We start from the raw sequence: 25,526 nt of genomic DNA, 5'->3' as shown, positions 1-25,526 counted from the left end.
CACTATTTCGCGGAGAGTGCACGTGCCACTCTCTCGAAGGGGCCTCCGGTGCCGAATGCCCGGTCGGCGAACCGCTCGCCGATGCGGCGGTGGGCCTCGGGGCCGGGGTGGAGGCCGTCGGGCAGAGGGAGCTCTGCTGCGTCGGCGGCTGCGAACAGGTCGAGCCCGTCGAGGAAGTGGAGGTCCGGGTCGTCGGAGCGACTCGCGGCGACGGCCTCGAGCTCGCGCCGGATCACCTCGAGCGTCAGGCGCCCGGCGGCGACCTCGGCCGGGTCGCCGGTGGCGATGAAGCGGATCTGGTCTGTTCCGATCGATGCCGGGTCGAAGGCTCCGGGCCCGGGCGTCGACTCGTGGGTGCCGCAGAAGAGAGGCGACACGAGCAGCAGGGGCGTGTCGGGGTGGCCGTCGCGGATCGTGTCCAGGAACCCGTGCACCGCCGGGGCGAACGCCCGCAGGCGCATCACATCGGCGTTCACGACGTTGATGCCGAGCTTCACGCTGATCACGTCGGCCGGGGTGTCGCGCATGACCCGGGCCATGAACGGGTCGACGAGGGCGCTGCCGCCGAAGCCGAGGCTCTGCAGATCGACGCCGGCGCGCCGGGCGGCGATCGCGGGCCAGATCTCGCTGGGGAAGGCGGCGTTCGAGCCGTGGCTGATCGAGCTGCCGTGGTGGAGCCAGACGGGAGAGCGCGTCTCGTCGGGCCGCACGGGCGCATCGGCGGCCACGGTCACGAGCTCGACGGTCTCGTTGTGCGGCAGCCAGAGCTCGACGAGCTTGTCGTCGGCGGGCAGCCCTTCGAAGCGCGCGACGTGCGGCTCGCCCTGGCGGAACCCGCTCTGGCCGGTCGTCAGATCGACCTCGACGGCGTCTCCGCCGGCGATCGTGTCGCGAGCGACGAGCGCGCCGTCGACGAGGAGGTCGACGACCCCGCGCGGGCGGTCGGCGCCCCGGTAGGCGACGCGGGTCGGATGGAGGGTGAGCTCGACGGCGGTGGCTGTGGTCCGGAAGGCCACGCGGACGCCCGACGGCTGCGACTCGACCAGGGTGAGCTGGCCGTCGGCGTGGCGGGTGCGCACCCACTCGGGCAGGCGGTGCAGGCGGAACCCGCGGTCGCTCGGCTCGATGGTGGCGCTGCCGCGGAGAAGAGCGGGTGTGATGTCGACGGGGATCATGAGGCGCCCTCCTCGACGCTCGGGGTCCAGCTGGTGAAGACGACGTCGAGGGCGTCGATGGAGCGGCGCCACGACTCGTCGACGCTCTGGTCGCGGTGATCGAAGGCGCCGGTGCGCTCGAGCGCGACGAACCCGGCGACGGTCGCGCCCGACATGCGGGCGGCGTGCACGATGTCGTCGTCGGCGAGGCGGTAGCCGCGCAGCACGGCGACGGTCTGCCCTGACACGCGGGCTGCGGCCTCGGATCGCACGACCCCCGTGTCGGCGCGCCGCTGCAGCGACTCCCACCGGCCGGGGTGGGCGCGGGCGAAGTCGCGCTGCGCGTCGCCCATCGCGACGAGGGCGTCACGGCGGCTGCGGCCGGCGATCGCGGCGCCGACGGCGTCGGCCAGTTCGGCGAGGGCGAGTTCCTGCACCCCCGACAGGATCGCCTCGCGGTCGCGCACGTGCCCGTAGAGGCTGGCCGTCTGCACGCCGAGCTGACGGGCGACGGCCGAGACGACGATGGCGTCGAATCCGTCGCGGTCGGCCAGGTCGGCGGCCGCGGCGACGATCGTCTGCGGGGTGAGCGGGGTGCGGGGCATGCCGTCACCCTAACACCGTTAGGTTCAGACCTAAAACACTTAGGGCAGCCACTGCCGTCCCGGGCGACCAGGGGCTCCCGCCGGATGCGCCGGAGCGGGCCGGGCGCCGTGCGGCGCCGGAGTCGGCGCCGCGGGGACGCTCAGCGCCGGTCGAGGACCGCGGAGGTGGCGACGTCGCCGCCGGGCGTGACCGTCAGGGTCACGACGTCGACGCGCGGGTGGCGGGTGCGGGGGATCCAGTAGGCGAGCCAGAGCAGCCCGGTCACGGCGGTGAGGGCGGCGTTGACGCAGAATCCCAGCAGGCGGCGGCGCTCGAGCACGACCTCGCCGGCGTCGGAGCGGACGACCGCGTACCCGAGGTCGGTCCAGTGGGTGACCTCGGCGTGGAGCGAGCTGCTGGTCGACGGGCTGAGCATCACCGTCTGGCCCTGGACCTTGGTGAACACGCACGAGCAGCTCGACGCGAGGGGGCAGGCGCTGCGCATCGCGGCGGCCCTCGTGGTGGGCGCGCTGCTGGTCGACGTGGCGCCCGTCGACTCCGACCCTGCTCGAGTCGGGGTCATCGAGAAAAGGGTGCGCGTCATGCAACGATCTTATGCCCGCCCCGTGAGCCACAAGACCGTGCCGAACGTCCAGCACCCGGCTCTCGGCCTGCACTCGGCCCGGCACGGTGGAATGGCCGCATGAGAACCCGAGCCCGAGCCGCTCTGTCCGCCGCCCTCGTCGCAGGAGTCGTCGCCGTCGCCGGCTGCGCGGCTGACGACACGACGTCCGACGACACGACGTCCGAGCGCACGGCGTCCACCGCCCCGACCGACCTGGCCACGGGCGAGGTCGCCCCGGTCGGCGCGCCCGCCGATGTCGCGACCGGCCTCGACGCGCCGTGGTCGGTCGTCCTGCTCGGCGACACGCCGCTCATCAGCGAGCGCGACTCCGGGCGGATCCTCGAGCTCGCCGACGACGGGACCACCCGCTCGATCGGCACCGTGCCGGGCGTGGCCTCGGGCGGCGAGGCCGGCCTGCTGGGCCTGGCCGTCGACGACGGCGAGCGCCTGTACGTCTACTCGACCGCCGACGACGGCAACCGGATCCAGCGCTTCGCCGTGAGCGGGTCGGCCGGCGGCTACGCGCTGGGCTCCGCGACCACGATCCTCGACGGGCTGCCGTCGAACTCGTTCCACGACGGCGGCCGCATCGCGTTCGGGCCCGACGGGATGCTCTACGCGAGTGTCGGAGACGCGGGCGCCAGCGCCGATGCGCAGGACAGGTCGAAGCTCGCCGGCAAGATCCTGCGCATGACCGGCGAGGGCGAGGTTCCGGGCGACAACCCGTTCGCGGGGTCGCTCGTGTACAGCCTCGGACACCGCAACGTGCAGGGTCTCGGCTGGGCGGCCGACGGCACGATGTTCGCGGCGGAGTTCGGCGAGAACACCTGGGATGAGCTGAACGTCATCGAAGCGGGATCGAACTACGGCTGGCCCGAGGTGGAGGGCGCCGGCGGCGAGGCGCAGGGCTTCGTCGACCCCGTGCAGCAGCGGGCGACCGACGACGCGAGCCCGAGCGGCCTGGCGGTCGTCGGCGAGACCGTCTTCGTCGCCAACCTGCGCGGCGAGGTGCTGCGGGGCATCCCGGTCTCCGACCCGGCGACCTCGCACGACTACCTGTCGGGGGAGCTCGGCCGGCTGCGCACGGTGCTGGAGTCGCTCGACGGCGACCTCTGGGTGCTGACGAACAACACCGACGGCCGGGGCTCGCCGCGTGACGACGACGACCGGCTGGTGCGGTTGCGGCTGGCCGCGTGAACCACGGCATCGAGCAGTAGCGCGAGGGCTGCTCCGGCGGCGACGAGCAGGGGGCGGGAGCGGCGGCGCGACGTCATGCCTCCAGCCTGCCGGGCCGGGTCGGGGCTGGAGTCGCCCGGGCGGGGGATCCGCCTCCGTCGGGGGTCTCGTGCTGTGGGCCCCAGCCGGATCGGCTCAGCCCCTCCGAAGGTGCGGCGGGTTGGTGCCGATCCGGCGGGTTCGACACCCACCCCTCGCGGGTACGACGGGTGGGAGCGCGCTCACCCGCGGGTGCGACCCGGCTTGGGGGTCGCGGCCAGGCCTGGTGGAGGACGATCCTGAGAGACACGTTGCGAGCCGTGCGGGACCGGCTCCGAGTCGAGAACACCGAACACCGGGGGTAGTCGTGCCGTTGAAAGCAGCCGAGGCCATGAGGGATTCCTACGCGAACGAGATCGCCCGGGCGGTCCACGCAGGCATTCGTCCCGACCCGTTCGCCGTCGAGGCCTGGGAGCGCTACGACTCGGAGGCGAAGGCCCGCGAGGAGGCCGCTGCGCGCGCCAGCTGACGCCCCGCGGCTAGAGAGGAGCTGGGCCGCTCGTCCGCCTCGCAACCACTGACGACGGGACCCGGTGCAGCCGCCCTGTTCCGTCGAACCCGCCGATCCGCTCCAGAGCGAATGTCGCCGCCATGGCGCCGATGTCGAATGTGCCGTTCCGGACCGACGACAGAGACAGCCGCCCGATGCCGGCGATGTACGTGTCGTCATAGCCCACCACCGACACGTCATCCGGGCATGAGAGTCCGAGGTCCTGCGCGGCCGAGAGAGCGCCGATCGCCGTGAGGTCGTTGTACGCGACGATACCGGTCGGCCGGACGATGGCCTCGAGCACTCGTCTGGCGCTCGCATAGCCGGACTCCTCCATCGCGCCTGCCTCGTCGGCGACGATCATGTCGACGAGACCGGCGTCCGTGATCGCCTCGCGGTACCCCTGCTCGCGCAGTTCGCCGACCAGCTCCGGGCCGCGCAGGTAGGCGATGCGGCGGTGGCCGAGAGCGATCAGATGCTCCGTCGCGAGCCGGGCCCCTGCGACATCGTCGCCCACGACGACGTCCGCGTCGATGCTCGCAGGGTCGTACGTGCCCGCGAGGACGACCGGAGTGCGCGCGGAGAGCGTCGTCAGGCCGGCCTCCTCGCCCGAGGTACCGAGGGCGATGATCGCGTCGACGCGCTGTCGCATGAGAATCTGGATCGACGAGCGACCGACCCGCTGGTTGGTCGCCGAGTCGACGATGAGGGGTGCGACACCGGCAGGCTCGAAGGCTGTGCTGATCCCGTCGAGGAGCTCGACGTACCACGGGTTGCGCAGGTCGTTGATTAGGATCCCGACCGCCCCGGTGCCGTTTCCTGCCAGCGCGCGAGCGAGGCGGTTCGGCTCGTAGCCGAGCTGTGAAACGGCCTGCAGGACAGCCGTCCTGCGTTCGGGGCTGACACCCGGTTCGGAACGGAGGACCATCGAGACGAGCGACTTCGAGACGCCCGCCCGCTGGGCCACATCGCGGATCGTCGGCGCTCGCCGAGACCCCGGTGAGGATCTGTCGACGGTCATTCGTCCAGCGTAGGGGTTGCGATCTGTCGACCGGGCTGTATTCTGGACCGGTCCAGACATGTCAGGACAAAATGACAACAGCCTGGCATAATCGGACTGAGCCTCACGACGAAGTGGACAGCATGCCCCCCAAGATCTCGATGAACGTGACGACGACCTTCCACGGAAACGTCGCGACCGACATCCAGCACGCGAAGGCCGCCGGGTACGCGGGGATCGAGCTGCAGAGTCCGAAGCTCTACCGGTATCTCGATGCCGGCTACGCGGTCGAGACCCTGCCGGAGATGCTGGAGGGCATCGAGGTGACCGGCCTCGGCGCTGTGCTCGACATCGAGCGCCAGGGCTCCGCCCGCGACGAGTACCTCGCCGAGGTCCGTCGCATGTGCGAGATCGCCGTCGTCGTGGGTGCCCCCATCGTCCAGCTGTGCACGGGGCCCGTCGACTGGAACGTCGTGAAGGACTTCCGGGCGGGGCATCTCGCTGCCGAAGACGGCCGCTACCGGGCCACTCTCGGTCTCGGCGAGGTCGACGCCATCCGCCTGGCGGGCTCCAACGTCCGTGACGCCGCCGATATCGCCGCGGGCCTCGGCCTCGAGCTCTACCTCGAGCCGCTCGCCTGGGCGCACCTCAACCGGTGCCGACACGCTCTGCAGCTCATCGACGAGGCCGGCCGCGACAACGTCGGCATCGCCCTGGACACCTGGCACTTCTGGACCACCGGCGACACCCTCGACGAGGTGCGCGCGCTGCCGAAGGAGCTCATCAAGGCGGTCCACCTGTCAGACGGCCTCGACCTCGATCGCGAGAACGACGTCCCCGACCAGAGCCACCACCGCGACGTCGTCATCGGCGGCGGCGCGATCCCGCTGCAGCAGTGGGTCGATGCGGTCAAGTCGACCGGCTACGACGGCTGGTGGGTGTCGGAGATGTTCTCGACGCGCGCCGACGAGCAGGATCCCCAGGCCATCGCATCGGCGATGCGCACCCTCATCGCGACGATGGTCGGCTGATGCAGCGCTTCGCCCTGATCGGGGCAGGCTTCATCGGCGCGGTCCACGCTCGCAGCCTCACAACGAATCCCGCCGTCGACTTCGTGCTCGTGTACGACATCGACGGCGAGCGCTCGGCGGCCCTCGCCGGCAAGCACGGCGCCCGCGCCACCGACGACCTCGCCGAGGTCTTCGACCCGTCCCTCGTCGACGCCGTGTTCATCGCCTCATCGACCGACACCCACGCGCAGCACCTGCGGAGTGCGGCCGACGCCGGACTCGCCGTGATGTGCGAGAAGCCGGTCGGGTCGACCCTGGCCGAGGCGGTCGCGGTGGTGGAGCACGTGGAGGCATCCGGAGTTCCTGCGATGGTCGATTTCAACCGCCGATACGACCGTGACCACGCGGCTCTGAAGCGCGTGGTCGACGAGGGCGGCGTCGGCTCGGTCGAACTCGTCCAGATGAGCTCCCGCGGACCCTCACTGCCGCCGATCGAGTACCTGCGTAGCTCGGGAGGGCAGATGCGCGACCAGACCGTGCACTTCTTCGACCTCTGCCGATGGATTACCGGGGAAGACCCCGTCTCGGTCTCCGTGGCCGGATCTGCGCTCGTCGATCCGGCGATAGCCGAGTTCGGCGACGTCGACACCTCAGTCGCGACCCTGACACTCCCGTCGGGCGCACTCGTGCAGATCGACAGCGTCCGGCGCACCGGCTACGGCTACGACGAGCGCATCGAGGTGATGGGCTCGACGGGGCTCGTCGAGTCGAGGCGCCAGTCGAGCGGCAATGTCGCGGTCTACGGTGGCTCGGGTATCGTGCTCGACGCACTCCACGACGGCTGGTTCGCGCGAGTCGAGCCGACCTATTCAGCCGCGCTCGGCGCATTCGTCGGCGCCCTAGAAGCAGGGCTGCCGGCTCCGGCACCGCTCCGCGACGGGCTCAAGGCCCAGGCGATCGCCGAGGCCGCGACGGCGGCCCTCATGAGTGGAAGGACCGAGACCGTCTCGTACTGACCCTCTGCTCCGTCTCCGCTCACAGAACCGACCTTCACAGAACCGCCCTTCACAGAACCGCCTTTCACCAGAACAAAGGAGTTCCCATGACCTCGACCACCCGCCCCACCGACTCAGCGTCGGGCAGCGCCGCCTCGGCTCTGCCCCCGCTCACGACCGGACCGCACTCGAGGCGCCTCGGCCAGGTCGCCCTGATCGCCACCTTCGGCGGCCTCCTCTTCGGTTACGACACCTCAGTCATCAACGGCGCACTCAGCCCGATGGTCAAGGAGCTCGGCCTCACCAACCTCACCGAGGGCGCTGTGACGTCGGGCCTCCTCTTCGGCGCCGCGATCGGCGCCATCACGGGTGGCCGTCTCTCGGACGCCTGGGGCCGTCGCAAGTCGATCATCCTCATGAGCGTGCTGTTCTTCATCGGCGCCATGGTCTGCGTGGTCGCACCGACGTTCGGCGTGATGCTCGTCGGCCGTGTGATCCTCGGCCTCGCCGTCGGTGCGGCCTCGACGGTCGTCCCCGTCTTCCTCGCCGAGCTCGCGCCGTTCGAGATCCGCGGCTCGCTCGCCGGCCGCAACGAGCTCATGATCGTCTCGGGCCAGCTCGCCGCCTTCATCATCAACGCGATCATCGGCAACATCTGGGGCGAGGGCAACGGCGTCTGGCGCATCATGCTGTCCATCGAGGCGCTGCCCGCCATCGCGCTGTTCATCGGAATGCTGCGCATGCCCGAGTCGCCGCGCTGGCTCGTCAGCAAGGGCCGCGACGAAGAGGCTCTCACGGTCCTGTCGACGCTTCGCACCAAGGAGCGCGCCGTCGCCGAGCTGAAGGAGATCGACGAGGTCACCTCCGAGGAGTCGAAGCGCCAGACCCTGTCGATCGGCGAGATCCTGCGCAACAAGTGGTTCGTCCGCATCATCCTGGTCGGCATCGGCCTGGGTGTCGCCCAGCAGCTCACCGGCATCAACGCGGTCATGTACTACGGCCAGAGCGTGCTCCGCGAGGCCGGCTTCGGCGCTCAGACGGCGCTGATCGTGAACATCGGCCCCGGCATCGTCGCGGTCATCGGCGCCGTCATCGCCCTGCGCATGATGGACCACTTCCCGCGTCGCCTCACGTTCATCATCGGCTTCACCCTGACCACGATCTGCCACCTGCTCATCGGCATCGGCTCGGTCGCCCTGCCCGTCGGCAACGCTGCTCGCCCGTGGGTGCTGCTCGTGCTGATCATCCTGTTCGTCGGATCGATGCAGACCTTCCTGAACGTCGCCGTCTGGGTCACCCTGTCCGAGATCTTCCCGCTCAAGATGCGCGGCTTCGGAATCGGCGTCTCGGTGTTCTGCCTCTGGATCGCCAACGCGTTCCTGGGCCTGTACTTCCCGACGATCATCGCGGCGTTCGGCATCACCGGCACGTTCTTCGGGTTCGCGGTGGTCAACGCCCTCGCACTGCTCTTCGTGTGGCGGGCCGTCCCCGAGACGCGCGGCCGCACCCTCGAGAAGCTCGAAGAGGACGTCTCCACCGGCGCGATCTACATCAAGCCGCTGGTGCGCAACAAGTAACAACCAGGAGACCCCGCGTTCCGGCGCAGGCGCACTGCCGCGGCAGTGCGTCCACGCCGGAACGAGGGGTCTCTCGCGCCTAACGGACGCGGGGTCTCTCGCGTGCCACGACCGCGGGGTCGAGGCGGGCGGCGACGGCGCCGAAGCGCGGCGCGCCGCCTCAGTCGATGAGCGCCGCGCGCCGGCTCAGTCGACGAACGACACCCGGTCGGCGCGGAAGTGATCGAACACGACCTCGATCGGCACGTCGTCGAGGTCGAACACGAGCTGCTCGCGCACCAGCACCGCGGCGCCCTCCTCGGCGCCGAGCAGCTTGCTGGTGCGGGAGTCGGCGACCGTCGCCCCGATCTCGGTCTCGATCTCGCCGAGCTCGGTGCCAAAGTACTCCTCCGTGACGCGCCGCATGTCGCCGCCGTCCATGGGCTCGAAGGTCGAGCGGCCCACCTGGTAGTAGGTGGTGCGCACCCCGATGGGCTCGCCCCGGTACAGGAACAGCAGCTCGTCCATCATGACCGTCGGCTCCAGGACGCGGAGGCGGCGCTGCAGCATGGGCACGTTCGTCACCTCGGCCCGGTCGATGATGCGGAATCCGTAGTCGGCGGCGCGCTCCGGGTCGTCCCCGACGATGTCGTTCATGCGCAGGAGCACCTTGCTGCTCGCGACCGTGGTGCCGCTCCGGGTGTGCCGCTCGAGGATGCCGTCGCGGGCCAGGCTCTGCAGTGCCTCGCGGACGGCGTTGCGCGAAGCGCCGAGCGACTCGACCAGCACCTCTTCGATGAGCTTCTCGTTGAGCGGGTAGACCTCGTCTTTGACGGCGGCGGCCACCATGTCGCGCACGCGCCGCGAAAGCGTGTGGCGGCCCTTCGCGGAGCCGCCGAACGATCGCGGATGCCTGCCGTCGTCGTGCACGCGTCCATTCTGCCGGGCCCCGGGAGGCGGAGGGGACCCCAGTGGGCGGGGTGGGCCGCCGGGCTCCCGCCGGCCTCGACGTGGAGCGGCCCGGCCCCGAGCCGCCGAACCGGCACGAACCCGCCGCCGCGGCGGCGGGTTTCTGCCGGTGCGGCGGGTGCGGCGGGCTGCGGCGGTCGCAGCGGGCGCGGCGGCCCGGCGCCGGGTGCGACGGGGCGAGGGCGGGCGGGAGCCCGGCGCTGGGTGGGCCGTCCTCCGACCCTCAGCCCGCGAAGAAGCCGGTGGCGGCGAGCCCCACCCGTCGCCGGGCCGTCGGCTCGTCGTCGCCGAAGCGGTCGACGCCCCACGCCAGCGCCGTCGCGAGCTCGACGACCTCCTCGGCGGTGACCTCGGCTCGCACAGAGCCGTCGGCCTGCGCCGCCGCGACCAGCGCTGCCGTGCGGTCGTGCAACGGCTGCCAGACGGCGGCGAGCGGAGAGGTCGGCTCGTCGCGCGCGGTCGCCACGCACGACGGGAGCCCTTGCCAGACGCGGAGCTGCCAGGTCATGCGCTTCATCCACTCGGCTAGGGCGTCGCGCGGCGGCATCGACCGGGTGAAATCGTCGGCCTCGGCGAGGGCGGTGTCGACGCTGGTGCCGATCGCGGCGGCGAGCAGGTCGTCGCGCGTGGGGAAGTTGCGGTAGAGGGTGGCGTTGCCGACTCCGGCGCGGAGGGCGATGCCGTCGAGCGAGGCATAGGCGCCGTCGGACTCGAACGTCACGAGCGCAGCGGCGAGGATTGCGTCGCGGTTGCGCCGCGCGTCGGCGCGGAGAGGGCGCGGGTCGGTCTCGGGCATGGCGTTCCGGTCGTCGAGTGCTGAACTTGATTAACTGGGGATAGTCCCCGCATACTGAGTCGGGGACGTTCCCCACTTATCGAAGGAGTCTAGATGAACCAGCCACTCGACGGTCGGGTCGTACTCGTGACGGGCGCCAACGGCGGCCTCGGCCGACACTTCGTCCAGCAGGCGCTCGACCTCGGAGCGGCCCGCGTCTACGCCGCCGCGCGGTCGCCGAAGGAGTGGGGCGACCCCCGCATCGTGCCGCTCGCCCTCGACCTGACGGACGCCGCGAGCGTCGGCGCTGCAGCAGCCACAGCCGCCGACGTCGACCTGCTCGTCAACAACGCCGCAATCGCACCCGTCGGAGACTCCCTCTTGTCGGGCACCGAGGAGCAGCTCCGCGGCATCTTCGACACGAACTTCTTCGGCACCGTCCGCGTCGCGCAGGCGTTCGCGCCAGTGCTCGCCGCGAACGGCGGCGGCGCGCTGCTCAACGTGCTGTCGTCGGCGGCGTGGATCCCGGTGCCGACCGGCTATGCGGCGTCGAAGGCGGCCACGTGGTCGGCGACGAACGCTCTGCGCGTGGAGCTCCGCGGGCAGGGGACCCTCGTCACCGGGCTGCTGGTCGGCATGATCGACACCGAGATGTCACAGCGGTGGGACATCCCGAAGGTCAGCCCCGAGAGCGTCGTGGCCCAGGCCTACGCGGGAGTCGTCGACGGTGCCCTCGAGGTCATCGCCGATGAGCCCACGCGCGAGCTCAAGTCGCAGCTGAACGTGCCGGCCGAGCAGCTCTATCCCGCGTTCGACGAGCTCCTCGCGGGGTTCACGGCCTGACGGCCGCCGCGGCTGGACGGCGCTGAACCGCCTTCCCGCGCGAACCCGCCCAACCGGCACGAACCCGCCGCCGCGGCGGCGGGTTTCTGCCGGTACGGCGGGTGCGGCGGGTGCGACGCCCGGCGCCGGACGCCGGACCTGTACCCCGAGCGCGTCCCCTCAGCGGCATCGCAGGCCCCGGCGGATACCGTCGCCCTCGAGGCGCCTCCCGACCTCGGGCGCCGTGAATCGAGCAGAGGAAACACGCCGCGATGAGCAACAACCACAGCAGCAGCGACCACAGCAGCCCCGACCAGTACAGCTTCGAAGATCCCCGCACCCGCTACCCGAACATCTCGCCCGAGGTGCAGCAGCAGCCGGAGCCGGGCCTCCAGTCGCAGATGACGCCCGTTCCCGACCTCGGCGAGGAGTCCTATCGCGGCACTGGCCGACTGACGGGACGCCGCGCGCTCATCACCGGAGCCGACTCCGGCATCGGCGCCGCGGTCGCCATCGCGTTCGCGCGCGAAGGCGCCGACGTCGCCCTCTCGTACCTGCCGGAGGAGCAGGAGGACGCCCAGCACGTCATCGACCTGATCGAGGCGGCAGGCCGCGTGGCCGTGCCGATTCCGGGCGATATCACCGACGCCGCGTTCTGCAGCGAGCTCGTGCAGCGCGCGGTCGACGGCCTCGGCGGCCTCGACGCCGTCGTGAACGTGGCGGGCAAGCAGGTGTGGAAGGAGACGATCGAGGAGATCTCCGACGAGCAGTTCGACACGACGTTCAAGACGAACGTGTACGCGCCGTTCCGCATAGTCAAGGCGGCGCTCCCGCACCTCCAGCCCGGGTCGACGATCGTGAACACGGCTTCGCTCGAGGCCTACGTGCCCGCGCCCGACCGCCTCGACTACGCCACCACCAAGGGGGCGATCAACAACTTCTCGAAGGGGCTGGCGCAGCAGCTCGTGAAGCGCGGCATCCGAGTCAACGTCGTGGCGCCCGGCCCGACCTGGAGCGTGCTGCAGGTGACCGGGGGAGTCGACCCCGAGACGCTGCCCGAGTTCGGGTCGAGCGAGTCGCCGATGGGGCGGGCCGGGCAGCCTGCCGAGATCGCACCCGCGTACGTCTTCCTGACATCGGGCGAGTCGAGCTTCGTCGCCGGAGAGACCCTGAACGTGAACGGCGGGATGGTGACTCCGTAGTTCCGGCGCTCCCGATTGAAGGCCCCCGGTCAGACGACCGGGGGCCTTCGGCGTGCGCTGTGCGCTGAAGCGCTGCGCCCTAGGGCTTGAGGACGACCTTGATGCAGCCGTCCTCTTTCTTCTTGAACACCTCGTACATCTCGGCGGCGCGGTCGAGCGGCACCGGGTGGGTCACGAGGTCTTCGGTGCCGAGCGGGTCGGATGCGTCTTCGACGAGAGGCATCAGCGTGTCGATCCAGTGGTGCACGTTGCACTGGCCCATGCGGATCGCGATCTGCTTGTCGAAGAGCGACAGGAACGGCGTGGGGTCGGCGGTGCCCCCGTAGACGCCGCTCAGAGACACCGTGCCGCCGCGGCGCACGATCTCGAAGGCCAGGTGCATCGCCGACAGCGAGTCGATGCCGGCCTTCTGGATGAGCGGCTGAGAGATGGCGTCCGGCAGGGCGGCTGCGAACTTCTGAACGAGGCTGACTCCGCCATGGTCGTGCGCCTCCATGCCGACGGCGTCCACGACGGAGTCCGGCCCACGGCCGTCCGTCATCCGCTTGATCTCGTCGGCGACGCCCTTCGTGAGGTCGAGGGTCTCGACCCCGTGCCGCTTCGCCATGTCGCGTCGCTCGGGCACCGGGTCGACCGCGATGACGCGGTAGCCCTTGTGCACGCCGATGCGCGAGGCGAACTGGCCGACCGGGCCGAGGCCGAGCACGACGAGGGTGCCGCCATCGGGCACGTTCGCGTACTCGACGCCCTGCCACGCGGTAGGCAGGATGTCGCTGAGGAAGAGGTAGCGCTCGTCGGGAAGCTCGTCGCCGACGACGATCAGGTTCGCGTCGGCGCGCTTGATGCCCAGGTACTCGGCCTGGCCGCCGGGCACCTGGCCGTAGAGCTTCGTGTAGCCGTAGAGCGTCGCACCGGAGTCGTACTCGGTGACCTGCGTGGTCTCGCACTGCGAGAACAGGCCGCGGTCGCACATGAAGCAGTCTCCGCACGCGATGACGAACGGCACGACGACGCGGTCGCCGACCTTGATGCGCTCGACGCCGGGTCCGACCTCGGTGACGACGCCCATGGTCTCGTGACCGAGCACGTCGCCCTTGTCGAGGTAGGGGTCGAAGACGTCGTAGAGGTGGAGGTCGCTGCCGCAGATCGCCGCTGAGGTGACCTTGATGATCGCATCACCGGGCTCGCGGATCTCGGGATTGGGGACGTCTTCGACGCTGACGTTCGTGATCGACTGGTAGGTGAGTGCCTTCATACGTCCCTCGTACCCCGATCGGTCTCCGGCGTCGATCAGTCGGGGTACAGGGAGTCGTCGTCAGCGGCCGGCCGACGGCTTGGGGTGGCCGGGAATCGAGTCGCCCGAGAGGTTCAGCTCCGATTCGTCGACCTCGATGTCGCCGCCGTCGTCTGGTCCGCCGGTTCCGGGCAGAGCCACGATGTCGTCCGTGTCGATGTCGTCGTCGACGGCTGCGGACTCCTCGACGTCGCTGTCCTGCAGGTCGCGCGTGACCGCCTCGGACCGCGGGCTGTCGACGGTGGGGTCGTCGCTGTCGCGGCGATCGGGCGCGGTCTCGATTCCTGGATTCGGGTCGGTCGCGTCGGTCGGGAGGTCGGAATCGGTTGCTGCTGAGTTGCTCATGTCGTGAGTCCTTGTCGATGCGGGTCGGCCTTGGGGCTTCGGATCCGGGGGAAAGCCGCTGCTTCGCCAGGTCCGTGGTGACAGTCGGTCGTCACCCGCGCGACAGTACGCCGCGCAGTCTGGACGCCGCGCCGTCTCGGAGCCGCACTGTCTCGACGCCGCGCCGTCTCGAAGCCGAGCTGTCTCGAAGCCACGGTCGCGACGGCGTCAGAGGCCGGGGAACGCCTCGGTGAGGTCGCCGAGAACGGCGTCCGCGCCGGCGGCTGCGAGTTCCTGCGCCGTGAAGTGCCCGGTGGCGACGCCGATGCCCAGGGCGCCTGCGGCATGTGCCGACGCGATATCGCGCGGGGTGTCGCCGACGACGAAGACCTCGTCGGGCTCCAGGTCGTGGCCGACGATGAGCGACGCCTTGCGGATCGCGGCGCGGGTCGCCTCGTCGCGATCCGGGGAGTCGGAGCCGTAGCCGCCGAACACGAAGTAGCGGCCGAGGTCGCCGGGCTCCATCTTGGCGCGGGCGGCCCCCTCCATCGCGCCGGAGATGACGCCCAGCACGACGCCCTCGGCCGCCAGGCGGTGGAGCAAATCGTCAGCTCCGGCCTCGACCCGGTAGCCGGGCGACGTGCGGATGTCGGCGGCGAGGTGCCAGAGGTAGCGCGCGTAGAGGCGGGCGAGCTCGTCCGGGGTCGGCTCGCGATGGAGGACGCCCTGGAAGGTCTCGCGACCGACTGCGGGGTCGGTCTCGCCCGACGAGGTGTGCTCGCCGATGTCGGCGGGGACGCCGTGCAGGTCGAGGAACGCGGCCTTCCAGCTGCGACCGCCCGCTCCGCCGGTGTGGACGAGGGTCTCGTCGATGTCGAACAGGACGGCGACAGGCTTCTTCACGAGCGGCCGCCATATTCGTGGGAGGTGAGTTGAGAAGTGATGGTCACTCGCCCGAGTGTGCCCCCGGTCGCCACGCTTTGTCCCCCGTCAGGCAGCCTGGCCTACGGTGTCGTCCATGAGCGACTCCATTGAGAAGGGCGACCGCGTGTCGTGGAACACCCCGCAGGGCCGGACGACCGGCGTCGTCAAGGAACGACGCGTCAAGGACTTCGAGTTCGACGGGCAGAAGTTCACGGCGTCGGACGACGAGCCGACCTACATCGTCGAGTCCGAGAAGTCGTCCGCGGAGGCCGCCCACAAGGGCTCGGCGCTCCGGAAGCTGAAGAGCGACTGACCCGGAAAAACGACCGGCCCCGAAGAGCGACCGGCCCCCAGGGCTCAGGACGCGATCAGGCCGGCGGCGTCGACGAAGAAGTCGGCGTAGCAGACGTCGGGAGCCGTCGGCTCGTCGCGCCTGGTCGGGGTCGCCGCGAAGGCGTCCACCACGAGGGTGCGACGACGCTTCGGGTAGACCTCGATGCGGGCGGGCATCGCCGAGGCGTGCCGCACGTACAGGCTCACTGACCGAGGCCGAGCATGAGGGCGATCGCGGCGGCCGACGTGCCGGCGAGGGCCATGACGCTGCCGGCTGTGCCGATGGTGCTCGTCGTCTTCGCGTGGCGGTGCCCCGGAATGGCCTTGAGCGTCTCCCGGCCCTTGGGGCGGTAGGAGGAGCGTCCGCGCGGCACGAGCCGCGATGAGGCCGTGGTCGCCGAGCGGCCCTGCTTGAGGTCGGTGGTGATGTCCATGCTGGTTGCTCCTCCTCGGGGTGTGTGCCCCGGTCCTTCTTCGGTCGGCCGTGCGGCTCGATGGCATGAATCTAGATCGCCGTGACGGCCTGGAGACCGGCTGAGTCGTTCATCCCCACGGAGCGTGCGCAAATCGGATAGCCGCACTCGGTCCGCGTGCGGAAACGGGACAGCCGGGGTGCAGCCGTGCCCGCGCAGACCTATCGTGAGTGTCACCCGATCAGAAACGGTTCATGGCCTCCTCTCTCTCCCTGACGTCCGTCGTCATCGACACTGACGCCGAGCGCGCGATCCTCCGAGCCGCGGACTCCCTCTTCACCGAGCACAGCATCGACTGGGTGACCCTCGATGCCATCGCCGACAGGGCGGAGTCGTCGGTCGGCGAGATCACGCGCCGCTACGCGACCAAGCGCGAGATCCTCGTCGCCGTCCTCGCCTACAAGCACCAGGGCTGGGTGGCTCGGCTCGAGAAGAACGGCACGCGTGTCGACGACCCCCGCGACGAGATCCTCGAGGTCTTCTCGTACATGGAGGAGTGCTTCGCCGACACCACGTGGCGCGGCTGCTGCTTCGTCAACGCGTACGCCGAGGTCGGCCGCGAAGACGAGGGGATCGCCGCACTGGCCGTGCAGCACTTCGAGGAGGTCGAGCGCCACATGTCGGTGCTCTGCGCTCGCGCGGGGCTGCCCGACTACGTGTCGGACGCCCTCACGATTCTGATCCAGGGCGCTCGCGCCGAGGCCGGGATCCACCACACGGCCAAGCCCGCGCGCTCCGCCCGTCTCGCTGCCGCGATGCTGATGTCGGTCTACCAGAACGGCGAGACGGTCGACGACCGGTTCTGACTCCGACGTATTCCGGATAGGCCAGCCTCGTCGAGGTACCGCCGTGCGACTGTTCTCACGGTGAACAGTTGAGAGAGAATCCGGACCGTCTCGAGGTCGACACGAGCGGCACCGACATCGTCGAAGCCCGCGAGATGCTTGCGAGCGCCTACAACGGCGTCGAGTGGCGAGCCGGAGAGTGCGACGCGCCCTTCTCCTTCCGGTACGCGGCGGCCGGCGATTCGTCGATGACCGTCCGGGCGCTGCGCTTCGAGGGGCACATGGAGGGCGAGATGCCCGCCGGCGACGATTTCGTCGTCACCTCGCTCAGTCGCGGAACGGGTCGATTCGACGACGGGCGTCGCGAGGTCGTGGCCGAGCCGGGTGTCCCGCAGCTGTGGCCGACCGACCCGTTCACCTTCGGCTTCGAGCAGTGGGATCAGCGCCTCGTCCAGGTCAACCGCACCACCGTCGAGACGATCCTCGGCGAGCGGGGCATGTACACCGGCCACCTCGCCTTCGACCACACCGCGCGGCCCACCGACCAGGCGCTCCAGCGCTGGCGGCAGACGGTCTCGCTCATCTCGGCGACCGTGCTCGACCGGCACGCCAGCCCACTTCTCCAGGCCGAGATGGGGCGGATCGCCGCGGTGTCGCTCATCGAGCTGTATCCGCTGACCGCGGCCGAGCTGCCCGCCGAGCTGCTGCTTCCGCGGTACGCCCACGTGCGCCGTGCCGTCGAGTACGCCCACGAGCACGCGCACCTGCCGATCACGACGGCCGACCTCGCCCGCATCGCCAACGTCAGCCTCCGCACTCTGCAGCAGGCCTTCGTCCGCCACTTCGACATGAGCCCCAACAGCTACCTCAGGCAGATCCGCCTCGACCGCATCCACGAGGAGCTCCTCCTGTCGGATCCTTCCACGGCGACCGTCGCCGGCATCGCCCAGAAATGGGGCATGGCCCACGCTGGCCGCTTCGCCGCGGCCTACGCCCAGCGCCACGGCCAGTACCCGAGCGAGACGCTGGCGAGCCACCGCCGCTAGAAGCGGGTGGGCCCGACGGGCTGCAGGTGCAGCAGGATCCTGCGAAGGTGCATCGCGCAGAGCACCCCGGGCCCCATCGACGAGCCGTCGGCCAGCGTGCGGGCGTCCACGATCGTCACCAGCTGACGCACCGAGCGCGCCGCTCGGCCCACCGCCCGGTGCCGCTCGGCCTCGGTCGCGTCGCCCCGGTCGACGGCGTCGGCGACCCCGTGGCACGCCTCGGCGAGGGGCGCGGCGAGCACGGGGTCGAACGTGAGCGCCCCGTGACGGCCCCAGATGGTGTCGGTGAGAGCGCCGGTGATGTCGCGCACGTGGAACAGCACCGTGTCGAGCACCTCGAGCCGCTCTGCCCCGTCGCTCGGGTCGTGCTTCCGCCAGAGCGCCCGCGGGTTGCCCTTGCGGCTCTCGGCCCCGTCGGCCAGGGCCCGACGCACCGACGCCGACGTGGCCGCCAGGCGGTCAGAGCCGCGCGACCACGCCTCGTGCTCGGGCGGCCAGGGCTCCGACAGCGCCTGCCCGACGTCGTGCAGGTGCTCGGCGATCTCGCGCTCGAGCTCGCCGACGCGCGCCTCGGCGGCCCGGCTCGTCACGGCCGGCGCGACTGCGAAGTTGACGGCCAGGCCGATGGCGACCCCCACGCCCATCTGCGCGAGGTAGCCGAGCGAGAAGCTCTCGGCCCGGCTCCCGCCGATGATCAGCACGAACAGGGCGGCCATCGGCACGTACTCGCGTCCGGCGCCGAACCACCCCGTGCCCGAGAGGAGCACGCCGATCCCGACGACGAGCGGGATGCTCCACCAGGTCGGGCCCACCGTCAGCATCGCGACGGCGGCGAGGCCGATCCCGGCGACGAGCCCGAGGAGCGTCTGCAGGCCCGTGCGCGCCGAGCCCATCAGCGTCGGATACATGCTGATCAGGGCGCCGAGGGGCGCGTAGTACGGATAGTCGTCGGTGGTGCCGGGCATGTGCGGGCCGACGGCCCAGGCGATCCCGACGGCGACCGCGGTCTTGGCGGCGAGCAGAAGGCGCGGCCGGGCGGTGGCCGTGCGCCAGGCCGGCGCGAGGGCGGAACGGGACATCCGGACGAGCGTACGGGGTTCCTGCTGGGCGCCGGGCGAGCCGGTCACACCACGAACGTCTCGAACGTGCGGGCGAAGTTCTCGAGGAATCGCTCGTGCAGCTGCGGCGGCTCATCGCCCCGCGGTGTCGTCTGCGATCCGTAGGCGTCGAGCGCGTCCCGTTTCGCGGCCTGCGCCGCCGGCGGGAGCGGCAGCCGCCCCAGACGGTCCCACGGCACATCGGGGTGGGCGGGCGACCCCCAGTGCCACAGCCAGATCGGGTACTCCCAGAGCACGTCGCCCCGGGCATCGGCCAGCTCCGCTGCGACCTCGCCGAGCACGCGGTGGTCGCGGTGGCCGTCGCCGCGCCACGGGGCGACGAGCTGAGCCCGGGGCAGGGGGCGCAGGATCGCGGCGACGTCGGCGAGCACCGCGTCGCGGGCCTCGCGGACCGTGCCGTCGGGGTACCCGAGCGAGTGCGAGCCGACCACTCCCAGCGCGGCCAGGGCGGCGTCGAACTCGGCCGCCCGGACGGCGGCGATCGAGTCGGACGCGTGCGACGCGCGGCCGTCGGTGACCAGCACCACCGTCACCGGCCGACCCGCGGCTGCCGCACCGTGGAGGAGCCCGCCGGCGCCGAGCGTCTCGTCGTCGGGATGCGCGGCGAGCACGACGAGGGGGAGGTCGGCGGGCGGGGTCAGGGGAGGGGCGGCGGTGAGGCGGAGTTCCTGCGCCCAGTCGCTGTTTGCGGTGCCCGGGTCGCTCGAGTCGAAGCTCACCACGACGTCGTCGTCACCATTGCGTCGTCGTCACCACTGCGCCGTCTTCACCATCGCGCCTCGGAGTCGCGGACCGCCCGACCCTCCGAGACGGCATCGCGCTCGCCGTGGTGCTGGCGCAGGTAGAGCTCGAGGTCGGCGACCCGCTTGGCGTGGGCCGGATCGTTGACCAGGGGTGCGGGTCCGAGCGCGTGGCCGACCGATCGCAGCACGGCTTCGGCGGCGTCGGCGATCGTGGTGCGCACGCGCTTGGCCAGCAGGGATGCCGCGGTTCCGGTCGAGCCGGGCCCACCCGTGTCGATCTGCGCTGCGGCGGTGACGAGGGCGGCACGGCCTTCGGCGAGGCGGGCGTCGACCTGGCCGAGGTGCATCAGCAGGATGGCGTCGTCGGCCCGGGCGGGTTCGCGGGCGGCGGCGAGCAGGGTCCGCGCGACGCCGGTGGCCCCGCCGAGCCAGCAGGCGGCGACGCTGATGCCGCCCCATGCGAATCCGGGGCGGTGCAGGTACCAGCCGGGGTCGCCGATGGGCAGAGCGGGCGAGGCGGCGAACGAGACCGGGCCGCTCGGGATCTCCTGGAGGCCGCGCGCCGCCCACGCGGGCTCGACGGTCGTGCGCGGGTCGGCCAGCTCGACGGCGAAGAGCCCGCGGCGGGCGTCGTCGACCCAGGCGGTGACGAGGGCGTGCGAGACGGTCCCGGCGAGGGAGCACCAGGGCTTGGTGCCCGTGAGCGTCCATCCGGTCGGGGTCGATTCGGCCTCCAGCCTCACGCCCGGACCCTCGGCGGCGAACACGCCCCAGGTCGAGCCGTCGCGCACGGCCCGCTCGGCCTGGTGCAGGATCGTGACCGCGTCGAGATGGGGCTCGACGGCACGCGCGAGGGCGACGTCGGCGGCTCCCAGGGTGGCGAGCGCCTCCCACACGTCGAGGGTCGTGCTGCCGGCGGCCGTCGGGAAGACGTCGGGGGTCGTGCCCTCGCCGACGTAGGGTGCGAGTTCGCCGAGGGCGACAGCAGTTCGGAGGGCCTCGTCGACCGTCGCGGGGGAGTCGTCCAGAACCCGTGCGGTCACGGGACCGACGACGTCCCCGAGGGCCACGCGCCTCACAGGGTCTCCGCCAGGTAGCCGGCGTACCCGCCCGGCGTGCGGCCGACTCGGCGGCCCGAGGTGACGACCTGGCAGACGTCGGAGGCCGCGATGACCCACGGACCGCGCCGCAGACGGTCGACGAGCCGGTTGTCCTCGTGCTCGTCGACCGGGTCGAAGCCGCCGGCCGCGAGGTAGGCGGAGGCGCGCAGCCCGAGGTTCGCACCGTGCACGTGTCCGTTGGGCCGCCCCAGCACGTGGGTCTCGAGCCACGCGGCGTTCTGCTCGTCGGTCAGGTCGTCGGGGTCGGGCCGGACGGTGCCGACCATCACGTCGACGCCGCGATCCGCCATCGACACCTGGTCGGCGAGCCATCGCTCGGGGACCACCGAGTCGGCGTCGGTGTTGGCGATCCAGATCGATTCGGGCGCAGGAACGGGCCCCACGCCGCCCAGCAGCACCCGGATTCCGTGCGCGCGCGCCGCTCCCACGCGCCCGGCCGTCGACTCGAGCACGCGGACCCCCTCGAATCCCGCCGCCGTCGCCGCGGTCGCGTCCGTCGAGGCATCCGCCACAACGACCACGTCGACCGCGACGTCGGGGCAGGCGCCCCGGAGAGCCGCGCGGGCGCGGCCGACGGCCTCGAGCGCCCGGCCGATCAGCGCCTCCTCGTCGCGGGCGGGGATCACGACGAGCACCCGTCCGATATAGCCTGTGCCTTCGACCTGGATCCCGTTCGCCGTCGGGTCCGCGGTCACCGGAGCCCCGTCCGGGCCGCGATCGACCGGCCGTCGGGCGAGAGCACGTCGAGCACGAAGTCGTCTTCGGCGTGGTGCGCCAGCAGGTACCAGCCGGGCCGCCGTCGGAACACCGCGTTCACGGTGTCGCCGGGCTGCGCGAAGTCGCCCTCGGGGTGTCGCCAGTGGCAGGCGACGACGGTGCCCTGCGGCGTGAGCGATCCGGCGATCAGGTCGAGCAGGCGGCCCAGGCGGTCCGGTTCGAGGTAGTAGCCGACCTCCGACACGACGACCAGGTCGTGATGGCCTGTCGGAAAGCCGTCGACGGCGTCGCCCTCGAGCACGGCGACGTTGCCGTGGCCGGCCGTGCGGCGGCGTGCCAGGCGCACCGCCTCGGCGGAGAAGTCGACGGCGGTGACCCGATCGCAGCGCTCGGCGAGCTCGGCTGTGAGGACGCCGTTGGAGCAGCCCACCTCGAGTGCGCTGCCGAACCGCTCGCGGGGGAGCGCGGCGAGCAGGATGGCGCGCTTGCGCACCTCGTACCAGCGCGTCGCGACGCCCCACGGGTCGTCGTCACGTGCGTGCGCTTCGTCGAAGTGGCGCTGGACGTTCTCGGCCCTCACGCCGAGACGTTCTGCGAGGCCGAAGCCGGCGTGGGTGCCGAGGCGGTCACGACGGTCCGGACCGCGACGCTGCTCAGCGGCATCGAGTCGAGCGCGCGACGGATGGCGATCGACCGGTCGTGGCTCGTCGCCGACACCGGGACGATCGCGCCGTTGGCCAGCCGGGCCTGCACTTCGACCAGATACATGCATCAATCCTGGCGGGTGGCGCGGCTGAGTGCCAGGGGGTAGCGGGCGCTGGCGGAGTGTGCTCAGTCGAATCGCGGCGTCCAGCACGTGCTCTCGAAATGATTATTGTGCAATGTGCACAGTTAGTTGTATGGTCGGGGTATGGCAATCACATTCGCTACCCGGATCGGACCGGGCTTCGTCACCACGCCGACATTCGAGAGCATGCGCTTCCCGGCCGGCGAAGGCCACGTCAAGGTCGCGCACGACAACACCGGCAAGGGCGACCTCACCGAGGTCGCGACCCTCACCGGCGCCGACGCCAACGACCTCGTGCTCCTGGGCATGTGGGCCGACGCCGCCAAGCAGCGCGCCGCCCGCACCGTCGCCCTCATCCCATACCTGCCCGGTGCCCGCCAAGACCGCGGACTCCCGTTCGGGGCCAACGTCTACGCGACGATCATCAACGGCTTCGGCATCGACCAGATCGTGTGCCTCGACCCGCACTCGCCGGTTATGCCGTCGCTGATCGAGCGGCTCACCATCGTCGACCCGGCGCACCTCGTCCGCCAGCACGTGGTCGGCCGAGCCGACCGCGACACGGCCCCGCAGCGCTACGCCGGCATCATTGCCCCCGACAAGGGCGCGATCGCCCGGGCCACCGAGGTCGCGACGATCTGCCACCTCCCCGTCTTCCGGGCCGAGAAGCACCGCAACCCCGACACCGGCAAGCTCGACGGCTTCACCTGCGAAGAGCTCCCCGAGACCGGGAGGTTCCTCGTGGTCGACGACATCTGCGACGGCGGCGGCACCTTCATGGGCCTCGCCGAGTCGACCGGCCTCCCCAGGGAGCGCCTCGGCCTCTTCGTCAGCCACGGCGTCTTCTCGGGGCGTGCGCCCGCCCTCGCCGACCACTTCGGCGAGATCGTCACCACCGACAGCTACCCCGCCCAGACCGAGATCCCCGGCCTGCGCGTCATCGACCTCCACCCCGCCCTGACAGGAGCAATCCAGTGACTTCCGCACATCCAGCGACCTCTGCGCACACAGCGACCGCCGCACACCCCGTGACCACCATCGCCCCGCGCCTCACCACGGCCAGCCCGATCCAGGCGCTCCTCACGACCGACGGCTACAAGCAGTCGCACCGCCAGCTCTACCCCGCCGGCACCACGCGGATCCTGATCAACTGGACCAACCGCAGCAACCGCCTCCTGCCGGGCTCGAGCCACGCCGTCGTGTTCGGCCTCCAGGCATTCGCACAGGAGTACCTCACCGAGGCGTGGGCTCCCTTCTTCGCCGCTTCCGAAGACGAGGTCGCAGAGCTGTTCGAGCAGGAACTGCGCGACTACTTCGGGCCGAACGCGATCGGCAGCGAGCACGTCCGCGCGCTCCACCGCCTCGGCTACCTGCCGCTCGACATCAAGGCCCTGCCCGAGGGCACCCTCGCCCCCATCGGCGTCGCGACCCTCACGATCGAGAACACCGTCGACGAGTTCTACTGGCTGCCGAACTACATCGAGACCGCCCTGTCGGCCAGCATCTGGCACCCCGGCACAGTCGCGACCATCGCCCTCGAGTACCGCGACCTCATCGAGAAGTGGGCCGCGGCCACCGGGGGCGCCCTGGCCGGAATCGACTTCCAGGCGCACGACTTCTCGATGCGCGGTCAGTCGTCGCTCGGATCGGCCACCGCGTCGGGCGCCGGGCACCTGCTGTCGTTCCTCGGCACCGACTCGATGCCGACGTTCGACTGGATCCGCCGCTACTACCCCGGCGAGAACGGACTGCTCGGGGCGTCGGTCCCGGCGACGGAGCACTCGGTCATGTGCATCCGCGGCGAGCAGGGCGAGCTCGAGACGTTCAACGCGATCCTGGACGAGTTCCCGACCGGCATCGTGTCGGCGGTCAGCGACGGCTACGACCTGTTCAAGGTGCTCACCGACGTGCTGACCGAGCCGGCGCTCAGAGCACGGATCCTGGGACGCGACGGCAAGCTCGTCATCCGCCCCGACTCGGGCGACCCCGTCGACATCGTCACCGGCAGCCTCTTCGGCGACGAGCTCGCGGCCGCGGGCGACCGCGACCGCAGCCCGGAGGAGAAGGGCGTCGTCGAGCTGCTCGACGAGGAGTTCGGCCACACCGTCAACGAGGCCGGCTTCAAGGTCCTCGACAGCCACGTCGGAGTCATCTACGGCGACAGCATCACGATCGACCGCGCGACCCGCATCTTCGAGCGCCTTGCGGCGAAGGGCTACTCGAGCGACAACATCGTGCTCGGCGTCGGGTCGTTCACCTACCAGTACCTCACCCGCGACAACCTCGGCTCGGCCGTCAAGGCCACCTGGGCGCTCGTCGACGGAGAGCCGGTCGACATCCAGAAGGACCCGAAGACCGGCGGCGGCAAGAAGAGCGCCAAGGGCCGCATCGCCCTCCACCGCGACGCGAGCGGCGAGATCGTCCAGACCGACCAGGCGACGCCGGAGCAGGAGGCCGACAGCCTGCTGCAGACGGTGTGGATCGACGGGGCGTTCACGACGCTCCAGTCGTTCGCCGACGTCCGGGCCACGCTGGCCGCCGAGCGCACGGCTCGGGCGGCCCGCGCCGGGGCATGACGATGGGTGCAGCCGCAGGAGGGGCCGGGGTCGGTGCGCCCGGCCCCGGCGGCCGGCCGCGACAGCCGCTGATCGCGGTCGACGTGGTGCCGGCGTTCTTCGACGCGGCGACGGGGCTCCACTTCGGCACGGCCGTGCGCGCGGCGGACCCCGCGAAGGGCCAGCTCGCGCTGCCGGGCGTCCTGCTCGGCGAGGGCGAGCGCCTGCGCGAGGCGGCCCACCGAGCACTGGAGGTCAAAGCGGGGATCGCCGCCGACGCCGTGCGCACGCTCGCGCAGCTCCACACGTTCGACGAGCCCGGCCGGGAGTCGCGCGAGCACTCGGTGAGCGTCGCGTACCTGGCGGTCGTCGCACCCGGGCCGGCCCTGGCGTCGCCCGCCGACTGGAAGCTCGCGAGTGTCCGGAACCTCAACCTGCCGTTCGACCACGAGGCGATCATCGACTTCGCGCGCGAGTGGATGGCCGCCCGGCTCTGGCACGATCACGGCGTGACGCGGGCGCTGACCGGCGACACCTTCACGCTCGCCGGGGCCAGCGACCTCTCGGCGGCGCTCACCGGCTCGGCCCCGCACACGGCCAGCCTGCGGCGGCAGCTGCTCGCGCCGGCGAGCGGCGTGGTCCAGACCGACGAGACGGTGCCGGCGCGGGGCACCCCGTCGCGCGTCTGGGCCTGGCGCTGAGCCGTCGCGGGTGCGGCGGTTCGGGCTCGGATCGGCCCCGCCGGATCGGCCCCGCCGGATCGGCTCGGCCCAGCTGGCTCGGCCCAGCCGGATCGGCTCGGCCCCGCCGGATCGGCTCGGCCCCGCCGCAGTTCGGGCGGGATCCTG

The 25,526-nt window shown here is 71.4% G+C and carries 30 protein-coding genes; 13 read left to right on the top strand and 17 right to left on the bottom strand.

What is annotated here, in order from left to right; all coding sequences use genetic code 11:
* Positions 1-2 precede the first annotated feature (2 nt).
* The 3 genes from AC3CBB_RS08830 to AC3CBB_RS08820 form a co-directional block, all read right to left on the bottom strand.
* Positions 3-1,175, bottom strand: coding sequence for a GDSL-type esterase/lipase family protein (locus AC3CBB_RS08830; RefSeq protein ID WP_488624285.1), 1,173 nt, complete (start codon positions 1,173-1,175; stop codon positions 3-5).
* A complete protein-coding gene (locus tag AC3CBB_RS08825) occupies positions 1,172-1,759 on the bottom strand; it encodes a TetR/AcrR family transcriptional regulator (protein ID WP_488624284.1) in 588 nt (195 codons plus the stop codon). The genes AC3CBB_RS08830 and AC3CBB_RS08825 overlap by 4 nt, the downstream gene beginning before the upstream one ends.
* Before the next feature lie 140 nt (positions 1,760-1,899).
* Positions 1,900-2,343, bottom strand: a complete 444-nt coding sequence (locus AC3CBB_RS08820) for a hypothetical protein (RefSeq protein WP_488624283.1) — start codon at positions 2,341-2,343, stop codon at positions 1,900-1,902.
* 99 nt (positions 2,344-2,442) lie between these two features.
* On the opposite strand from AC3CBB_RS08820, the gene AC3CBB_RS08815 reads away from it, so the two are divergent.
* Together AC3CBB_RS08815 and AC3CBB_RS08810 are read left to right on the top strand one after the other, a co-directional pair.
* A complete protein-coding gene (locus AC3CBB_RS08815; protein WP_488624282.1) occupies positions 2,443-3,561 on the top strand; it encodes a PQQ-dependent sugar dehydrogenase in 1,119 nt (372 codons plus the stop codon).
* 409 nt (positions 3,562-3,970) lie between these two features.
* Entirely contained in the window at positions 3,971-4,108 is a 138-nt protein-coding gene (locus AC3CBB_RS08810; RefSeq protein WP_488624281.1) for a hypothetical protein, read from the top strand.
* 10 nt (positions 4,109-4,118) lie between these two features.
* On the opposite strand, the gene AC3CBB_RS08805 is transcribed toward AC3CBB_RS08810, so the two are convergent.
* Positions 4,119-5,150: a LacI family DNA-binding transcriptional regulator gene (locus tag AC3CBB_RS08805; protein WP_123507186.1), complete on the bottom strand. Its 1,032-nt coding sequence runs from the start codon at positions 5,148-5,150 to the stop codon at positions 4,119-4,121.
* A 122-nt stretch (positions 5,151-5,272) separates the two neighbouring features.
* Here AC3CBB_RS08805 and AC3CBB_RS08800 point away from each other — a divergent pair, with 122 nt between their 5' ends.
* From AC3CBB_RS08800 to AC3CBB_RS08790, 3 genes are all read left to right on the top strand, one after another.
* A complete protein-coding gene (locus AC3CBB_RS08800; protein WP_123507185.1) occupies positions 5,273-6,160 on the top strand; it encodes a sugar phosphate isomerase/epimerase family protein in 888 nt (295 codons plus the stop codon).
* Positions 6,160-7,155, top strand: a complete 996-nt coding sequence (locus tag AC3CBB_RS08795) for a Gfo/Idh/MocA family oxidoreductase (RefSeq protein WP_488624280.1) — start codon at positions 6,160-6,162, stop codon at positions 7,153-7,155. Before AC3CBB_RS08800 ends, AC3CBB_RS08795 begins: the two co-directional genes overlap by 1 nt.
* An 86-nt stretch (positions 7,156-7,241) precedes the next feature.
* Positions 7,242-8,711, top strand: a complete 1,470-nt coding sequence (locus AC3CBB_RS08790; protein WP_488624279.1) for a sugar porter family MFS transporter — start codon at positions 7,242-7,244, stop codon at positions 8,709-8,711.
* 186 nt (positions 8,712-8,897) lie between these two features.
* On the opposite strand, the gene AC3CBB_RS08785 is transcribed toward AC3CBB_RS08790, so the two are convergent.
* Positions 8,898-9,620 (bottom strand): GntR family transcriptional regulator, encoded by a 723-nt coding sequence (locus AC3CBB_RS08785; protein ID WP_488624278.1) that lies wholly within the window; start codon positions 9,618-9,620, stop codon positions 8,898-8,900.
* Positions 9,621-9,882: 262 nt separating this feature from the next.
* Positions 9,883-10,455 (bottom strand): TetR/AcrR family transcriptional regulator, encoded by a 573-nt coding sequence (locus AC3CBB_RS08780; RefSeq protein ID WP_488624277.1) that lies wholly within the window; start codon positions 10,453-10,455, stop codon positions 9,883-9,885.
* A 93-nt stretch (positions 10,456-10,548) separates the two neighbouring features.
* Between AC3CBB_RS08780 and AC3CBB_RS08775 the strand changes: the two genes are divergently transcribed.
* Positions 10,549-11,277 (top strand): SDR family oxidoreductase, encoded by a 729-nt coding sequence (locus AC3CBB_RS08775; RefSeq protein WP_488624276.1) that lies wholly within the window; start codon positions 10,549-10,551, stop codon positions 11,275-11,277.
* 251 nt (positions 11,278-11,528) lie between these two features.
* Positions 11,529-12,458, top strand: a complete 930-nt coding sequence (locus tag AC3CBB_RS08770) for an SDR family oxidoreductase (RefSeq protein WP_488624275.1) — start codon at positions 11,529-11,531, stop codon at positions 12,456-12,458.
* A 79-nt stretch (positions 12,459-12,537) separates the two neighbouring features.
* Here the strand turns inward: AC3CBB_RS08770 and AC3CBB_RS08765 are convergent, their stop codons facing one another.
* The 3 genes from AC3CBB_RS08765 to AC3CBB_RS08755 form a co-directional block, all read right to left on the bottom strand.
* Entirely contained in the window at positions 12,538-13,713 is a 1,176-nt protein-coding gene (locus tag AC3CBB_RS08765) for an alcohol dehydrogenase catalytic domain-containing protein (protein WP_488624274.1), read from the bottom strand.
* Positions 13,714-13,773: 60 nt separating this feature from the next.
* Positions 13,774-14,097, bottom strand: coding sequence for a hypothetical protein (locus AC3CBB_RS08760; RefSeq protein WP_488624273.1), 324 nt, complete (start codon positions 14,095-14,097; stop codon positions 13,774-13,776).
* A gap of 207 nt (positions 14,098-14,304) precedes the next feature.
* Positions 14,305-14,979 carry an HAD family hydrolase gene (locus AC3CBB_RS08755; RefSeq protein ID WP_488624272.1) on the bottom strand — a complete coding sequence of 225 codons (675 nt, stop codon included), beginning with the start codon at positions 14,977-14,979 and terminating at the stop codon, positions 14,305-14,307.
* 115 nt (positions 14,980-15,094) lie between these two features.
* Here AC3CBB_RS08755 and AC3CBB_RS08750 point away from each other — a divergent pair, with 115 nt between their 5' ends.
* The gene (locus AC3CBB_RS08750) at positions 15,095-15,313 is read left to right on the top strand and encodes a hypervirulence associated TUDOR domain-containing protein (protein WP_123507178.1); all 219 of its coding nucleotides are present in this window, start codon (positions 15,095-15,097) and stop codon (positions 15,311-15,313) included.
* Between the two features lie 44 nt (positions 15,314-15,357).
* Here AC3CBB_RS08750 and AC3CBB_RS08745 read toward each other — a convergent pair whose 3' ends face one another.
* Positions 15,358-15,540: a hypothetical protein gene (locus AC3CBB_RS08745; RefSeq protein ID WP_488624271.1), complete on the bottom strand. Its 183-nt coding sequence runs from the start codon at positions 15,538-15,540 to the stop codon at positions 15,358-15,360.
* The gene (locus tag AC3CBB_RS08740) at positions 15,537-15,767 is read right to left on the bottom strand and encodes a hypothetical protein (RefSeq protein ID WP_123507176.1); all 231 of its coding nucleotides are present in this window, start codon (positions 15,765-15,767) and stop codon (positions 15,537-15,539) included. The genes AC3CBB_RS08745 and AC3CBB_RS08740 overlap by 4 nt, the downstream gene beginning before the upstream one ends.
* Before the next feature lie 233 nt (positions 15,768-16,000).
* On the opposite strand from AC3CBB_RS08740, the gene AC3CBB_RS08735 reads away from it, so the two are divergent.
* Complete coding sequence (locus AC3CBB_RS08735) at positions 16,001-16,612, top strand: TetR/AcrR family transcriptional regulator (protein ID WP_123507175.1); 612 nt, start codon at positions 16,001-16,003, stop codon at positions 16,610-16,612.
* A gap of 68 nt (positions 16,613-16,680) precedes the next feature.
* Positions 16,681-17,637: an AraC family transcriptional regulator gene (locus AC3CBB_RS08730; protein WP_488624270.1), complete on the top strand. Its 957-nt coding sequence runs from the start codon at positions 16,681-16,683 to the stop codon at positions 17,635-17,637.
* Here AC3CBB_RS08730 and AC3CBB_RS08725 read toward each other — a convergent pair.
* Genes AC3CBB_RS08725 through AC3CBB_RS08700 form a run of 6 tightly spaced genes read right to left on the bottom strand, consistent with a single transcriptional unit; the run spans position 17,634 to position 22,104 of the window.
* Complete coding sequence (locus tag AC3CBB_RS08725; protein ID WP_488624269.1) at positions 17,634-18,716, bottom strand: FUSC family protein; 1,083 nt, start codon at positions 18,714-18,716, stop codon at positions 17,634-17,636. The two genes, AC3CBB_RS08730 and AC3CBB_RS08725, sit on opposite strands and share 4 nt — an antisense overlap.
* A gap of 44 nt (positions 18,717-18,760) precedes the next feature.
* Positions 18,761-19,477 (bottom strand): PIG-L deacetylase family protein, encoded by a 717-nt coding sequence (locus AC3CBB_RS08720; RefSeq protein ID WP_488624268.1) that lies wholly within the window; start codon positions 19,475-19,477, stop codon positions 18,761-18,763.
* 44 nt (positions 19,478-19,521) lie between these two features.
* Positions 19,522-20,541 (bottom strand): acyl-CoA dehydrogenase family protein, encoded by a 1,020-nt coding sequence (locus AC3CBB_RS08715; RefSeq protein WP_488624267.1) that lies wholly within the window; start codon positions 20,539-20,541, stop codon positions 19,522-19,524.
* A 32-nt stretch (positions 20,542-20,573) separates the two neighbouring features.
* Positions 20,574-21,254: a glycosyltransferase family 2 protein gene (locus tag AC3CBB_RS08710; RefSeq protein ID WP_488624266.1), complete on the bottom strand. Its 681-nt coding sequence runs from the start codon at positions 21,252-21,254 to the stop codon at positions 20,574-20,576.
* A gap of 56 nt (positions 21,255-21,310) precedes the next feature.
* Positions 21,311-21,916 carry a class I SAM-dependent DNA methyltransferase gene (locus tag AC3CBB_RS08705; protein WP_488624265.1) on the bottom strand — a complete coding sequence of 202 codons (606 nt, stop codon included), beginning with the start codon at positions 21,914-21,916 and terminating at the stop codon, positions 21,311-21,313.
* Positions 21,913-22,104: a hypothetical protein gene (locus AC3CBB_RS08700; RefSeq protein ID WP_488624264.1), complete on the bottom strand. Its 192-nt coding sequence runs from the start codon at positions 22,102-22,104 to the stop codon at positions 21,913-21,915. The genes AC3CBB_RS08705 and AC3CBB_RS08700 overlap by 4 nt, the downstream gene beginning before the upstream one ends.
* A gap of 142 nt (positions 22,105-22,246) precedes the next feature.
* Here AC3CBB_RS08700 and AC3CBB_RS08695 point away from each other — a divergent pair, with 142 nt between their 5' ends.
* The 3 genes from AC3CBB_RS08695 to AC3CBB_RS08685 are packed head-to-tail and all read left to right on the top strand — an operon-like array spanning position 22,247 to position 25,379.
* On the top strand, positions 22,247-23,101 hold the full coding sequence (locus AC3CBB_RS08695; protein WP_488624263.1) for a ribose-phosphate pyrophosphokinase: 855 nt from the start codon (positions 22,247-22,249) through the stop codon (positions 23,099-23,101).
* Between the two features lie 50 nt (positions 23,102-23,151).
* A complete protein-coding gene (locus AC3CBB_RS08690; protein WP_488624262.1) occupies positions 23,152-24,699 on the top strand; it encodes a nicotinate phosphoribosyltransferase in 1,548 nt (515 codons plus the stop codon).
* Between the two features lie 2 nt (positions 24,700-24,701).
* Entirely contained in the window at positions 24,702-25,379 is a 678-nt protein-coding gene (locus tag AC3CBB_RS08685; protein ID WP_488624261.1) for an NUDIX domain-containing protein, read from the top strand.
* The last annotated feature ends 147 nt before the right edge of the window (positions 25,380-25,526 follow it).

This window comes from Frondihabitans sp. OV104, from assembly GCF_057787745.1.
The sequence above is the reverse complement of the archived record's forward strand: the minus strand, read 5'-3'. Positions and strand labels throughout refer to the sequence as shown.

What these genes read in the sequence shown, in the direction of transcription:
- AC3CBB_RS08765 (WP_488624274.1), bottom strand. Translation starts at nt 13,713, where the DNA reads ATGAAGGCACTCACCTACCAGTCGATCACGAACGTCAGCGTCGAAGAC.
- AC3CBB_RS08750 (WP_123507178.1), top strand. Translation starts at nt 15,095, where the DNA reads ATGAGCGACTCCATTGAGAAGGGCGACCGCGTGTCGTGGAACACCCCG.
- AC3CBB_RS08740 (WP_123507176.1), bottom strand. Translation starts at nt 15,767, where the DNA reads ATGGACATCACCACCGACCTCAAGCAGGGCCGCTCGGCGACCACGGCC.
- AC3CBB_RS08800 (WP_123507185.1), top strand. Translation starts at nt 5,273, where the DNA reads ATGCCCCCCAAGATCTCGATGAACGTGACGACGACCTTCCACGGAAAC.
- AC3CBB_RS08815 (WP_488624282.1), top strand. Translation starts at nt 2,443, where the DNA reads ATGAGAACCCGAGCCCGAGCCGCTCTGTCCGCCGCCCTCGTCGCAGGA.
- AC3CBB_RS08790 (WP_488624279.1), top strand. Translation starts at nt 7,242, where the DNA reads ATGACCTCGACCACCCGCCCCACCGACTCAGCGTCGGGCAGCGCCGCC.
- AC3CBB_RS08810 (WP_488624281.1), top strand. Translation starts at nt 3,971, where the DNA reads ATGAGGGATTCCTACGCGAACGAGATCGCCCGGGCGGTCCACGCAGGC.
- AC3CBB_RS08830 (WP_488624285.1), bottom strand. Translation starts at nt 1,175, where the DNA reads ATGATCCCCGTCGACATCACACCCGCTCTTCTCCGCGGCAGCGCCACC.
- AC3CBB_RS08775 (WP_488624276.1), top strand. Translation starts at nt 10,549, where the DNA reads ATGAACCAGCCACTCGACGGTCGGGTCGTACTCGTGACGGGCGCCAAC.
- AC3CBB_RS08805 (WP_123507186.1), bottom strand. Translation starts at nt 5,150, where the DNA reads ATGACCGTCGACAGATCCTCACCGGGGTCTCGGCGAGCGCCGACGATC.
- AC3CBB_RS08685 (WP_488624261.1), top strand. Translation starts at nt 24,702, where the DNA reads ATGGGTGCAGCCGCAGGAGGGGCCGGGGTCGGTGCGCCCGGCCCCGGC.
- AC3CBB_RS08695 (WP_488624263.1), top strand. Translation starts at nt 22,247, where the DNA reads ATGGCAATCACATTCGCTACCCGGATCGGACCGGGCTTCGTCACCACG.
- AC3CBB_RS08725 (WP_488624269.1), bottom strand. Translation starts at nt 18,716, where the DNA reads ATGTCCCGTTCCGCCCTCGCGCCGGCCTGGCGCACGGCCACCGCCCGG.
- AC3CBB_RS08820 (WP_488624283.1), bottom strand. Translation starts at nt 2,343, where the DNA reads ATGACGCGCACCCTTTTCTCGATGACCCCGACTCGAGCAGGGTCGGAG.
- AC3CBB_RS08770 (WP_488624275.1), top strand. Translation starts at nt 11,529, where the DNA reads ATGAGCAACAACCACAGCAGCAGCGACCACAGCAGCCCCGACCAGTAC.
- AC3CBB_RS08700 (WP_488624264.1), bottom strand. Translation starts at nt 22,104, where the DNA reads ATGTATCTGGTCGAAGTGCAGGCCCGGCTGGCCAACGGCGCGATCGTC.
- AC3CBB_RS08825 (WP_488624284.1), bottom strand. Translation starts at nt 1,759, where the DNA reads ATGCCCCGCACCCCGCTCACCCCGCAGACGATCGTCGCCGCGGCCGCC.
- AC3CBB_RS08735 (WP_123507175.1), top strand. Translation starts at nt 16,001, where the DNA reads ATGGCCTCCTCTCTCTCCCTGACGTCCGTCGTCATCGACACTGACGCC.
- AC3CBB_RS08795 (WP_488624280.1), top strand. Translation starts at nt 6,160, where the DNA reads ATGCAGCGCTTCGCCCTGATCGGGGCAGGCTTCATCGGCGCGGTCCAC.
- AC3CBB_RS08780 (WP_488624277.1), bottom strand. Translation starts at nt 10,455, where the DNA reads ATGCCCGAGACCGACCCGCGCCCTCTCCGCGCCGACGCGCGGCGCAAC.
- AC3CBB_RS08760 (WP_488624273.1), bottom strand. Translation starts at nt 14,097, where the DNA reads ATGAGCAACTCAGCAGCAACCGATTCCGACCTCCCGACCGACGCGACC.